The sequence below is a fragment of the Vibrio sp. 1580 genome (assembly GCF_033340055.1).
In genome coordinates this window covers 1-13841 of record NZ_JAWOVT010000010.1, presented here as the reverse complement: position 1 = coordinate 13841, position 13841 = coordinate 1, and the positions used below count along the sequence as shown (strand labels likewise).

General features: G+C 43.2%; 6 protein-coding genes. All 6 read right to left on the bottom strand.

Annotation, left to right across the window (positions count from 1 at the left end; all coding sequences use genetic code 11):
• Positions 1–170: 170 nt before the first annotated feature.
• Genes R7093_RS16340 through R7093_RS16315 form a run of 6 tightly spaced genes read right to left on the bottom strand, consistent with a single transcriptional unit; the run spans position 171 to position 13805 of the window.
• Positions 171–1013 (bottom strand): phosphate ABC transporter substrate-binding protein, encoded by an 843-nt coding sequence (locus R7093_RS16340; RefSeq protein ID WP_248525161.1) that lies wholly within the window; start codon positions 1011–1013, stop codon positions 171–173.
• Positions 1003–1623 carry an OmpA family protein gene (locus tag R7093_RS16335; RefSeq protein ID WP_053303115.1) on the bottom strand — a complete coding sequence of 207 codons (621 nt, stop codon included), beginning with the start codon at positions 1621–1623 and terminating at the stop codon, positions 1003–1005. The genes R7093_RS16340 and R7093_RS16335 overlap by 11 nt, the downstream gene beginning before the upstream one ends.
• A complete protein-coding gene (locus R7093_RS16330) occupies positions 1616–2929 on the bottom strand; it encodes a TolC family outer membrane protein (protein ID WP_005377756.1) in 1314 nt (437 codons plus the stop codon). Before R7093_RS16330 ends, R7093_RS16335 begins: the two co-directional genes overlap by 8 nt.
• 15 nt (positions 2930–2944) lie before the next feature.
• Entirely contained in the window at positions 2945–4258 is a 1314-nt protein-coding gene (locus R7093_RS16325; RefSeq protein ID WP_047102180.1) for an HlyD family type I secretion periplasmic adaptor subunit, read from the bottom strand.
• Positions 4255–6426 carry a type I secretion system permease/ATPase gene (locus tag R7093_RS16320; protein ID WP_318146737.1) on the bottom strand — a complete coding sequence of 724 codons (2172 nt, stop codon included), beginning with the start codon at positions 6424–6426 and terminating at the stop codon, positions 4255–4257. The genes R7093_RS16325 and R7093_RS16320 overlap by 4 nt, the downstream gene beginning before the upstream one ends.
• Entirely contained in the window at positions 6423–13805 is a 7383-nt protein-coding gene (locus R7093_RS16315; RefSeq protein WP_318146736.1) for an Ig-like domain-containing protein, read from the bottom strand. The genes R7093_RS16320 and R7093_RS16315 overlap by 4 nt, the downstream gene beginning before the upstream one ends.
• Positions 13806–13841 lie beyond the last annotated feature (36 nt).

Below are 13841 nucleotides of genomic sequence, written 5' to 3'. Positions count from 1 at the left end.
ATTCACTTAAGTAGTTTTAAGTAAACTTGCCACAATGATAGAAAAATTACCAACAAAACCACTTACAACCAACTCAATTGACCAAAGGTTAACCAAAGATAAATGAGCAGCAAGGCAAACTTCCTAGAGCGGTACGTTCACTCAAGCCCACATAGTTAGGCGTATGAAGTTTATTTATACCCGTTTAAAACAACTGGCTCATCTAGCCCTAACTTCACCCTATTTATTTTAATAAGCGCTTTTGGTAGTGGAATAAACCCAGCATTTCGTACCTGTTGTGTATTGTTGTCGGTTGTAAGGAGTTCAAATAGCTTTGATTTTTTGATCTTCTGATTAGTGTCGAATTGTTTATTTATATAAACGTAATAGACCACGGAAAATGGATAGCGAAGAGAATAGATGCAATCTGTGCTCAAAGAGCATGAGTCATCGTTATGATGAACAGAGAGAGCCTTGTAGCTCGACCACTGTTCTGAGTATTTAAAATCGGAGTATCGCATATAAGCTTTGGCTGACAAGTCGTCGCTTAAAGCCCGTTTCAATCGGTCTTCATCAAGCATTTGAATCGATGATTGACAACCATTAGAGCTCACATCTGGGTTACTTAAACGCATCTCCCCGAAAGCATACGTATTTGCATCACAGCGTTTCAATTCACTAACGGAAACACTATCTACCGTACTCTTTTGACTATTGATTACGACAATAGCGTTTGCCATTAAAAACAAACGTGTAGGCCTGTGGCCTCTTTCTCGTTGAAATCGGGAGATGTTTTCATCTGACCATTTCTTAGATGTGATCGCAATAGAGGCTCCGTCATTTAGCATGTCGTTAAAACCACCAGACTGAGATGCAAGCGCTACATTTACACTTGGCTCATCTATCAATGTTTCTATCGTTTCTAGTATTTCTGGTTCGACAAAAATCGATGTTCGAGCCTCAGAGTCAGAAAATGCCAGCGGTGAAATCAAACATGAAGTTAGAGCAAGGAAAGGCAAGACTTTAATTTTCATAATTCAGCTCCAACTTCGAATTAGGTGTCAACTCGCTGTCCGAACTAAATATAGTCCACGCTTGTTCAGTACTTTCAGCTTTCGTGTTTACAACAGCAATTGTGCGCCTTTCCCGTTTTTTTAGTTGTACCGTCAATGCCGTATTCTGATAAAACTCTTGCTCTTCAATTCGATTATCTTGAATGCCGTTTCTCACTAGCAATTCTCGTATAGCTGCCGTCCTTTTCTTTGCCAACGCTTTGTTGTATTCGAGTGACGCTTCAGGGCTTGTGTCTCCTATCAGTATGACTTGCGCATTTGGGTTACTCTGAAGCAGTGCTTTCAACTCGCTTAGCGGCATATCATGAGATGGCGTTACCTGATGCTCATCCATCGCAAAGAAAAAGCTGATCAGGTGTGTCTGCGAGTCGTTGACCCAATTCGCACAGCCTTCACTGTCAACAACCACACCTTTTGGCGTATCTGCGCAGTTATCTCGTTGGTTTATCACGCCATCACTATCATTGTCTTTAAGGTCGTTGTACTGGTAAGTGGTCAACGTCGTATTCGGTGATTCAGCACAGCCTGCTAACATGAAAACTAGAAGACTCGTCACTGCGAATTTATCCATTATTGTTCTCCTTCCAGTTCTCTGGATACTCAACTCGCAACGCATAAGTCAGAATCCCCATCGAGTTGAATAAACGGTAAGTGGCAACCAAATGATCGTACTTTGTTCGGGTGTAGTTCCGTCTCGCAACAAACGTTTCAACTTTGGCATCTAATACATCTAACAAACTGCGTCGCCCTACATTGAACTGCTGGATGTACCCTAATTCAGTTACTTTCGCCGCATCAACGTTGACTTTTAAAAACTCCATTTGCTGTTGAAGCAATGTATGTGCGTCCCATGCCAGCCTTACACCTTCATTCGCATCTAGTTCTGCATTTGCTCGAATAGCCCTCGCCTCCTCTACTCGCCAGGCAGATGACTCCACTCGGGAGTCTGTAGAAAAGCCGTTAAAAAGATCGTAGTTGACCGTCAGCATAACCTTTGCATCTTCGTTAATGCCTTCAATATTATCCACGTTGTCTGTTTTGTTGGCTGACAGCTCAAGCTTGAGCTCTGGGTAGTAATCCCCCTTTTCTCTTTTTACTTCATGTCGAGCCGCCTCTAAATCTTTCATCGCTGACTGTATGGATGGGTGCAACCTAACCGCTTGTTTGAGTGCTTCGTCAAGCTTATTCGGAAGCAACTCCTGCGGGTAAACAGGTTCAACTAAGTTTTGCGGCGCTCGACCAACCAAACGTACAAATCTTGTTCTAGCATCGGAAAGATTGTTTTGGGCGGCAATCAATGAGGACTGTGTTGTCGCGACACGCGAAGAAACCTGCGCTAAGTCGGAGTTGCTGGTTAAACCTTTTTCTTTTTTATCTAGAATGAAACGGTAGATCTCTTGGTGTTCATTTAGGTTTCTTTCTGTCAGTTTCATCAACTCTCGGGCATGTAAAACATCCACATACGCTCTGACAGTATCTAATGCAACATTTTCCGCAGATGCCAATAAGTCCAAGCGTTCAGCTTCAGCCTCGTAAGATAGGCGATCAACATCAGCACTTGTTTTAAATCCATCAAATAACAGTTGGGAGATTCTTACGCCCATCTCCGTTCTTTCTAATGTTCTATCTTCACTGTCGATGTAGTTTCCGTTGTTATATCGAGTACCTTCGTACCCTGCTGCTGCATACAAATTAACCTGAGGAAGAAATGAACCATTTATGGCATTTCGGTCTCGTACCATCGACTCATAGCGAGAATAGCGAGCAAGCAAACTGGGGGAGCTATCGAGAGATAACGTAACTGACTCTTCTAAAGTCAAAGCGTTTGGCGACGATGATACTGCAAACAAGACCAATAACGTTGATTTAAGCCGCATCTTATATCCTTATGTCTATCTTTCTCTGAGCGAATTCTCTTTCGCACGTAATATAGGTTTTAACCAATAATTCAGTACTGTTTTTTCTCCTGTAAGAATGTCTACCACAACCTGCATTCCCGGGATGATCGTAAACTTATCATCAACCTTGAAAGTAACGTTGGCACGGTAGTAGGCATTGCCCTCTTCATTTTGAAGTGCATCGGCGCTTACGTAGGTCACTTCTCCTTCTAGGCCTCCGTAAATGACAAAGTCATAGGCAGACAACTTTACCGTTGCCGGCAGGCCAGGCCTTATGAAGGCGATATTCTGAGGAGAAATTCTCGCTTCAACGATTAACGTGCTATTACGAGGGACTATTTCTAAAATAGGCTCACCCGGCTTAACCACACCTCCGATGGTTCTGACAAAAACATCTTTGATGGTTCCATCGACCGGAGAAAGTAACTGCGTTCGATTCAACTGATCCGCAATCGCCTGACGACTTTCATTGAGCTGCGCTAGTTGCGTCACAACTTCATTGAGCTGCCCTTGTGCCTCTGCCCTAAAAGCAAGCGCAGTACCACGATAATCTGCGATGGATTCAGAATACACAGCCCTTTGCTTTTGGGCAGCAGCTTGTGAACTCGCGATGTCTCCTTTGAGCTTTATAACGTCTCTATTCAGTTTTAATAATTCCACTTCAGCTACCGCGCCACTAGAAACCACCTCTCTCAGCATATCTCGCTCTTTCGAGACAATAACCAGACTGCTTTTTAGTGTTTGAATGGTATTCAAGGTATCTAGATAAGCTTGCGATTGTTGCTCAATTCGCAATTTAGCCTCCTCCAGCTCAGACTCCAGTTGGCTCAACCGCTCAAGATAGTTTGCTTTGGCATTCAGATAGGCAGAGTGGCCGGTCATCGAAATATCAAATGTCTGAGGCTCGATACTCACTTGTTGTTTCCAATCCAGTTGGAGGCTATTCACTTTTACCGTTTCTAATTCAATTTGAAGCCTCTGCTTTCTGGCGAGCAAAGATTCAACTTGTTCAGAGGTCTCCGAATAGGTCGACTTAAACCTTGTATCATCCAGAATAGCGATGGTTTGCCCCTTAGTGACGCTTTCACCAGGCATGACAAGTAACTCCTTTAGAATACCTCCCTCTAAGCTCTGAATCGTCTGAACAGACAAAGTAGGAACAACCTTTCCTTCGCCGACAACCACTTCGTCTAACCTCGCCCACGAGGCCCAAATAATCACACTTAGCACTAACGCGGCAGACAACCAAATCAACGTTCTCGAACGGTTTGCTAAATGAGCATTACTCCAACGAACTGTGCTCATCATTGACCTCCTTCGCGTACAATTGATACTGCGCGTACTCTGTTCGTTTTCGCGTTAGACTGTTGTTTAGCAAAAATTTCTTGGGGCGCTCCTTCCCTCAAAATTGTGCCTTTATCAAGCACAACAATTCGATCACAAAGCGATAATAAGGAATGTTTATGAGAGCTAATAATCATCGTCGTCGAGTGCGGCAACGATTTAAGAGCATTAAACAACGCATTCTCAGCTGGCTGGTCTAAGGAACTGGTTGGCTCGTCTAAAATTAATGCTGCTGGGTTTCGATAAAAAGCTCTTGAAATCGCTACAGCTTGCCTTTGCCCCCCCGACAAATAACGCCCTCCTTCTCCGACTTGCGTTTCTAGACCATGAGGAAGGCGACTCATGTACTGGTTCAAACCCGATAATTCTATCGCACGGCGTAATCGTTCTTGATCAATAACATGATGTCCTAATACTATGTTTTCCATAATGCTGCCGTATATAAGATGCGAATCTTGGCTAACCCAACCCGTTTTCTCTCTTATCAATTCGGCGGGCCAAAGCTGACTGTCAATGTCATCAAAATAAACGCTACCCTGTAAGGCACTGAGTTGATTGGTAATAATAGAAAGGAGTGTAGACTTTCCTGCTCCTGCACTACCAATAACGCCAACGCGTTCGCCTTGCTTGATAGTAAGATTAATATCTCTCAAACATGGCATATCAACATCTGGGTATTGGAAGCTCACGTTTTCTAAACGTATATTCCCTGTAAATTCGGCAGACGTAATGACCTGACTGCGTTGCGCCTCCTGAGGTAAAGACATGATAGAATTTAAGCCTTCAACCGCTGTTTTTGTCTGTTGATAGCGAAGTAACAGCATAGCTAACTGGTTAATCGCCCCTGCAGCACGACCGCTAAGCATGACAATAGCAATGAGCCCCCCCATGCTGAGCAATCCCTCAGAAATTCTGTACACGCCTGTTACAAGTAACATTACGGTAATTATCTGCTGGCTAGATTGAATGGAGTAAGCAACGATATTCGAATAGTTTCGCGATTGATTTTGCCAATCAGAAAGCATGGATACCGTTTGCTCCCAACGCTTTTGTGCTTCTCCCGTAGCGTTATTTTGCTTAATCTCTTTTAAAGAGGACAATGAATCAAACAAGTGAGCTTGTCGCTTCATGGATAGTGCAGCACTTTCCGTATGTGATTGTTCTATTTTTGCTTTTACCGCAAAGCCAAGGATCAGCAGGGTAAACATGACGGCAATAGGTATGAACATCATTGCCCCACCTAGCCAACCTATTAAGACTAAAAATAACAACGTAAATGGGAGATCAACTAAGGTCACAAGAGATGCAGAAGTAAAAAAATCGCGAACACTATCAAAATCTTGTAGTTGTCGAGCGAATGCACCGACTGATGCAGGACGGTGTTCAAGTTTCATCCCCATAACTTTAGAAAAAAGTATCGAAGAAAGCTTGTTATCGATGTACTTACCCGCGGTATCAGTGACAACTCCCCTTGCTTTACGCAATAGCCAATCAAAAATAATGATGACGGAGACACCAGCGACCAAAACCCATAATGTACTGAAAGCTTGATTAGGCACTACACGATCGTAAACGTTCATAGTGAAAAGCGGAATAACTAGCGCTAGCGTATTGATAAGGAAAGAGGCAATCAAAAGATCTCGATACCACGGAGACATTTCTTTCACTACGGCGAAAAGCCAATGTTCATTATAATCCGCTTGAATAGAACTTATCCGTTTGTCCAGCTCTGGACGCATAGAAACTTGCCATGCTTGAGGCTGGAATCGATTATGCAGTTCCTCGCTCGTGACGTATTGCGTTTCACCTTGATCTTCACTAAATAACGTGACTTGATAATCGCTGTTATGTCGCTCAGATATAATAGCGGGTTGTAACGTCTTCCTATTGATTACCACCAATGGAAAGCTCAACATTGCGGTGGATTTTAAATCGATTAATGTGAGTTCAAGATCGGCTCGCTCAGCGGCTCTGATGAATAAGTCAACATCCAATCTACCCTCAACAAGAGGTAATCCAGAAAGCACCTTTTTTGTATGGTGTCTAACCTCAAAATAACGCATCAACCAAGTTAACGAATGCCCCCAAGGATCGTTAGTCAGCTCACTTGATGAGGATGAGTGATGCTTCATGACATACCACCTACTAGCAAGTTGTTGTCATCAATCATCTTCTGTAAGACATTTTCTTCGGCTACGCCAGTCGAGTCACCTTTGTAAAGCTGATCGAGAGTGACGCCCTGCATAAGAATCTGTTGTTTTGTCCCCGTCTCTTCTGGTTTTATGTGAAGCGTTACGCCATCATCATTCTCTGTTAAATCGAGCTTATTATCGACTTCTGTTATCGAGGTAGCGGTGATTATCGAGGCGATATCAATTGTGTCATTATCATCACCAATAACGGATATTTGGAAGTCGTTGATCACATCGTACGAGGGCTTTAACTCGTTACCGAGCCCTGAACTGTCAAACTGGAATACATCGCTGCCACTTCCTCCAATAAGCAAATCATTAGCATCTGTCGCAAGTAATGTTTGGCCCCCTTCTTCCACTAAGGTAACATTGACTGTCTGAGCAGCACCTTCTGCGACTGTAGCACCCAGTGTTGCAATCGGTTTTATCGACAACGTAAAATCACTTGCACCGCTAAACCCGCCAACGATGGAAAGATCAGCGACATCCTCTTGATCAACAGTATAAATGCCGTTCAATCTTTCACCATGACTCAACTCTAGATCTGTTGGTAATCCGCGAATCTCCACACTTCCAAACTCTTCGGGTGCAGGATTGACTAAATTCATGCTCAACCCCAAAGGAATACTCCCAGACGCTTCAGACACAATAGACTGATAATCGGCCGTTAGTGTTGGCTCATCAGCTTCAGGGGTAACAACAATGGTTAGATCGGTAGTTTGCACATCTCCAAAATCGGTTTCGAGTGTCTCTGACACTATCGCTTGATCAAACGTTCTAACATTGAGAGCAACATCCATCGTTCCAAATGCATCCTTCGGAATGAACTCCAAACCTGACACTTCATTTGCTCGCACTAATACCGTCGCCACGGCATTGCCCGCGTCATCGAAGGTAAAGGATGAGAATTGAGTTCCAATACGAATCCTACCTAAGCCTTCCAATGCAGAGGGTTCAGAGCTTGCTTTGATCAACATCGACACTTCTATATATTCGTTGCTATTTGTTTCAAAACCGCTCGCTAAAAAGTCAATCGAAATGGAATCACCTTCATCTCCAGTGAACGTGTTAGAGGTTGTATTCAACGATACATCATCGCCAATCGGTTTTACGCCGACGTTGAACTGAGAAGTGGTATAGTTATAGTCGTTTGATCCAGACTCTTGGGTAATAGCTTGCAGTGTTAATGAAATATCCCCACTAAAATCTAGTGGCGGTAGAAAGTAAACCTTATCAAGTTGTGCTTGAGTTAGCTGCCACTCCTTGCTCTCACCATCCGTTGAACCGTTATCAGGGAGTAATTCGAGCGTCCCATTATTGTCCCAAACCAACACGGCTCCGTCTGGCACTCCTGTCATGACCAAAGACATCGACTCAGAACCATCTTGATCGATTAATGATGCAGATAAGTTTCCTAAATAAATATAATTATCTTCATTACCAACTACGTCTTCTGTTTCCAGAACCGCTTTATCAACCACTGGGGCAATGGTAACGGTAACTTCTGTTGATTTAGTTTGAGTATCTTTCGCACTGTCAGTACTTAAACAACTTCCCGTGACTTCATCAGTAATGTTTGCGTCAACGGAAATAACAAGCTCTCCACTGTAGTTTTCAGGTGGGATTAACTGAATTTCGTTTAGACGCGTAACATCTGTCACCACCCATGTTCCATCACCGTTGTCAATGAGTAGGCTCGGGTCCACGGCAGTAAACCGCGCATTCTCGTCAGACACCGATAAAGAAACCCAATTGACACTTTCAAGGCCAGTCGCTGCGTCACCTTCTCCAGTAATGGACTGCATTGGCCCTTCACTATCGCCCAATACAAGAGCAAGATTCAGGTTGGTTATAGTATCTTCTTGAACCGTAACTTGGCTTGGTGCTATCGCGATATCATCGACAACAGGAGAGATTTGTACCGTAATGGTCTGAGAGGTTGTTTTCGAGTCACCATCGCATGGGGCCGTTTCTGTCACTTCTAAATTGAAAGTAATGCAACCAGCAAAGTCCTCATCCACGCCAGTAAGCGTCAAGGAAGACAATCCAGCGCTAGAAATTGAATAACCCAACAGATTGCCCGCATTATCATAAGCAGGTATCACACCTTCGCCAGTAAGCTCGACTCCTTCAGGTAAAGAATCTGCGGCGACAAAGAAGGAAACTAAGTTACCATCACTACTCGCTACATCAGGGTTTAAAAACGCCCCAATTGAGACATCTTCACCTTCTTTACCTACAATATCCCCACTTTGAACGCTTCCTGGTTCACCAGGATCAGCACACTGGTCTCCATCTCCTTCATGGCCAGTAATTTGAATTTGGAACTGACCTGTGATGTATTGAGCATCCGTTCCATCTCGAACATACGCTAACACATTCACATCAAGTATCTCTGTATTAGATGGGCTATAAATCGATGCGCTAGCAAGCAAATCTTGAGCGGTTTCCAACACGCTATCACTTGTGATTCCTTCCATTGGAATCAGCCAGTTCCCATCGGCATCTTGAGAAGCACCATTCGGATGAGTAACAATGAGGTCTTGACCCTGCGGTATCTGTAAAACGATGTAATCAAGATACTCTGAACCATCAATATCCGCTTCTGTAAATGTAATGCCTCCACTCACGTCGACAGCAGACCCATCGGTACTTGTGAATACTTCAGTCGCACCTTCTAAACGTGTTTTGTCAATATCTTCATTACCAATATCCACTTTGCCAGAAACCACGACGCTCAAAGAGCCATTGATTGCCTTTACATCAGTCTCCATCGTCGGAGACGTGTCTGTCACTTCGTACTGAACTTTCAGGCTAAATGTCCCACTTAGGTCTTCATTAGCTTTTACAGTGATTCGTCCACTGTTTAACAACTCAGATAATGCTGCCGAGCTACCATCAAGTAGTTCATTGAGTTCTAACGGTAAGTTACTTTTCTCTACTGCATTACCATCAAAGTAAAGCGTTAAGCCATCTGGAATGGATACAATGGTGTATCCTGTCAAGGACTCACTAGAATCTATATCTTGATTAACGACAGGCTCAAGATTTAGTGTGATGAAATTGTCCTCAATACCATTGCTTTGTAATTCTTGACTGTCAGTTTGATCAACAATAGGTGAGATTTCCATTTCCACTTTAAGAGGGGTTTCAGCAGAATCACCATCCGGCTCTGTTGAAACGACGATAATATCCATGCTCAGTGTTCCACTAAAATCTTGCTCTGTTTTGAGGTAAGTGTTTTCAAGAACAGCGTTTGAGACCTGATAAACTGGCCCCGTTATTGGGTCCACGTAAGCAATTGGAAGAACAATAGGGTCACCATTTACATCTGTCAGTTGTGTTCCCAAAGGGATGTTCTGAAGCAAGATATTAATTTCTTCTGATAGGTCGTCGTCTGATGTCTGGATGATAAAATCCAGTTGTATCAGGTTATCTTCGTCTAACGTAGAGAGATTACTAATTACTTTAGTCGCTTGATCATATTGCCAATTCCCCTGTCCACCATCTAGAACAATTGGTTCATCGACCACGCCTTTTAGCTTAATATCAATGGTTGCAAATTGGCTCTCGGCGGTTTCATTAATAGGTGCTAAGCCATCAATAGTCGACTCTGTTGAAATGGCGGTTACTTGAAGGGATAGAGATTCAGTAAATGAGCTGATATCCGATTTTGGTTGAAGTAACGCCTCTGAATTGGCTAGAGCATTGGAGGTCACTAGGTAGGTATTAATACCGATAAGCGTAATCCCAGCTCCAACAGGCAATGTCCAACCATCTTGAACTTCTATGCGATAAGAAAGAGACTCCGAGCCATCTGTGTCAGTGAGCCGCCCTAGGATGTAATCTTTTAAGTCAATCGCTTGGTCTTCAAGCCCCTGAATGTTTTTAACGGTCAGCGTAGGCACATCGGCATCTGGAGATATATCGATAACAACTTGCTCAGTGATCTCCGCTGTTTTATCTTGCTCATCGGCAAACACACTACCCGACTCAGTCGTTACTGCCGTTACATCAAAAGTAAATCTTCCGGCTAAGTTTTCGTTAGATGTGATTTCAATTTGATCTAACTCGGATTGGCTGTACGCTTTCCCTTCCTCAATAGCACTTCCGTTAAGTGTTAATATAAGTCCATCTGGAATATTCGAAATTTGGTAGTGGAGCGTTTCAGAACCGTCTTGGTCAAACTTTTCAGCGACAATATTGAGCGAAAGTGATTCAGCGGAATCTTCAACACTTTGATAAGAAAAGTCCGAATCATTAGACCACTCTGGCAAATCTGCAACCGGTAAAACGTTAACATTTAACGTGTTATTGCCTTGTAATACAAAACCATCTGGTTCGACATCAGATACGATTAATGCAGACACTGCTAACGAAACTTTGATAGTGTTGCCCGACAGGTTTAGTGCTGGTTGATAAGTGAGATCACCATTTGGAACGGTGAATATACCCACCCCCATTAGCTCTGTACCAGAAAGACTAATAAATCCGTCATTATCATCATCTTCAAGGCGCGCTCCGTCTAAAAACAGAGCCCCTCCTTGTAGAGATTCAACAGAGATCCTTATCGCTTCAACACGCTCATTATTCTCCGTATCCCCAGGAGAAACTCTAATCGGTAACGCGACTGGCGTAGGGTCTCCACTATTATTCGCGCCATTATCTTCTAACGTATCTACATTAACGGTTCGAATAAAGCCCCTAGCATCATCAAGAATTAATTGAGCTTCACTGCTTGCTTGGTCACCGTCTGCATCCGTCACAGTTATCGTTAGATCATCAAGCAAACCACCTACAGGCGTATTAACAATAAGCTCGGTAGTTAGCGTAAATGTCCCATCTTGAGCAATAGTCAGCGTTCCATATTTTAAGTTACCATCACTACTATTGATTAAATCGATGGTCCAAGCATCATTGCTAAATACCGAACTCGCCGTATCGTATGTTTCACCTGCATAGGTCAAACTTGAAATCAACGTGCCATCTGAACTGATTAAGTCGGCATTATTGCTAAACCAGTTTCCCGAAAACTCATCCCCCTCGGTAAGTTCAATTTCTATTGGTGAGCTTGTGTCTTCGGGGATATCATCCACTACACTAACGGTATATATCTCAGCTTCAGACTGGTCGCCATCCTTATCAACGGCATAAATTGAAAAACTGAGTTCTAATGTGTTCTCGTCCGCTGGAACACCGTCAGGTTCATCGTGTTCAAGTGCACGGTATAGATCAAACTCGACAGTCCCATCGGTATTAAATCTAATTCTAAAGACGTCTTGCTCGCTTTCATCTCTTGCATATAACCAACCATTCGAGTCCGGTGAATCAAGCGCAACCAGGCTGCCACTACTTGTTTTATAGCCGAGCGCATTGAACATATCGATATTCACGCTCACACTGGCGATAGAGTCTGAACCTTGTACTAGCGTAATGGATGGTGACGAGCCCTCGATGCCAGAATCAAGCGAATCATCATTCAACCCGCTTTCATTGACTGTGATTCCCTCTGTAATTACTAGTTCCGGAAACAAGCCATCATAGACCTGTATGTTGGACTCCGTAGAGATCTCGCTTCCATCAGAATCTCTCGCCACGATGGGCATAGAGATCGACAATTGCGTCCCATCACCTAAAACATGGTCAAGCGAGTGATAAAGCTCTACAGTTACATTAACGGTAGACGTATCATTTGATGGCAAAGAGAAGTCACTAGGTAACGTGACCCTAAATATAACGTCTCCAGTGTCAGAAATTGCGTCAAAGCTTCCATCATTGTTATCGTACCAAGTGACAGCCTCTCCGTTATAAGTAACAGCATCACCAAGTGTAGTTTTGACAGTATCTCCATCATTTATGTCAACACCCAGATACACAATCGGATCGAATGATGACGTAACTATCACATCCGTATTCGCTATGGCTGAAACCCCATCAGGAGCAATGTTTGTATCGACAGGTGTTTCGGTTAACTCGACATTGCCACTATTGATTAACGCTTGTCCATTGTCGTTATCTATCACATTAATGTCTAAAACGACAGACGTGTTATCTTGGTCTGAGTCCATTGCAGTAACAACGAGAGGTACGTTTGGATCAGTATTTTCTTGTTGGTCGAGAGCCTGAAAAAGCTCAAAGGAGTAGGTAATGTCGCTATTTGCATCAATAGGTAATGAAGCACTGAGGGTAGCTTGAAAGATGGGAATCTGAGTTTGCCCATCTTCGTCAAGAATATAACCATCAAGTGTTTTGCCATCCGCAGAGACTTGATAAAGCACAACTTGTTCACCACTCGTCAACAAGGGTTGTTCAGAGACGATGAACGACAAAGATTCGAGGTAATCACTGCCAACCTCAACTTGAAAATTCCCTGAGCTCAACACACTTCCATTTGCGAGATCAAATTCTTTTACTTCTACCCCATTCAAATTATTTAAAGTTGGGTCTGCGCCATCCTTTAGAACATAGTCAATTTCATTCTCTACAAGCGGTGTGGCATCTAAATCTACGCCACCAATGGTCAACGGGAAGGTTACCGTATCACTGCTATTGAATTGATCGATAGGGTGCTCAAGAGTAAGTGAAATTGAAGCTAATACATCGCTACCCGACTCAACGCCACTCAATGTTAACGTAAATACAGTGACACCATTGGCAAATGCTGTGATTTGCTTTCCACTGGAACTTAACGTGTAGCTAAGCTCATTATCAGAGACTGAGCTTGTAAGCCCTAATGCTTCTAACTTAGTAATAGATGACCCACCGAAATACAAACTACTCGGATCCGGATTGTCAGATCCCACGACAATATTAACAGTTCCTTCAGAGTTCAATATCGGGCCATCCAAAGGGACTTCTGTTACGTCTATAGTCGCATTGCCTACGTAACCTGCTTGTCCATCACTAATATCAATCGTCGCGTTAGCCAAGCCATAGTCTTGGGAGTCATCTGCAGCTAAATAGCTGAAAGAAACACTTTGCTCGACCGAATGATCTAGGTTTCGACCTGCATCAAACTGCCAAGAGCCATCAGAAAATACGGTTAATTCGCCTTTTTCTAAACTAAAACTTACGGATCCCCCCTCTAGAATTGACTTCTGCTCCCCGCCAGCCTCTACAAATTTCACATAAAGTGTTCCATCAAGATCAATATCATTTTCAAGTACATTGCCCGTAATTGTTTGATCTTCTACGACTGAGTATGTGTCATCTCTAATCACCGGATCAGAGTCATAAATAGTAATCGTTAACGGTGCCACAACCGTCTCTTGTGTACCATCAGCATCACTTTGAGTGCTTTCAACCAATACGTTAGTCACCAGCTCATCTTGACCTACACCATGATCAATCGCTTC

Excerpts from the sequence above, each read along its gene's own strand:
- R7093_RS16340 (WP_248525161.1), bottom strand. The coding sequence starts at position 1,013 with ATGAAAATTAAAGTCTTGCCTTTCCTTGCTCTAACTTCATGTTTGATT.
- R7093_RS16335 (WP_053303115.1), bottom strand. The coding sequence starts at position 1,623 with ATGGATAAATTCGCAGTGACGAGTCTTCTAGTTTTCATGTTAGCAGGC.
- R7093_RS16330 (WP_005377756.1), bottom strand. The coding sequence starts at position 2,929 with ATGCGGCTTAAATCAACGTTATTGGTCTTGTTTGCAGTATCATCGTCG.
- R7093_RS16325 (WP_047102180.1), bottom strand. The coding sequence starts at position 4,258 with ATGATGAGCACAGTTCGTTGGAGTAATGCTCATTTAGCAAACCGTTCG.
- R7093_RS16320 (WP_318146737.1), bottom strand. The coding sequence starts at position 6,426 with ATGAAGCATCACTCATCCTCATCAAGTGAGCTGACTAACGATCCTTGG.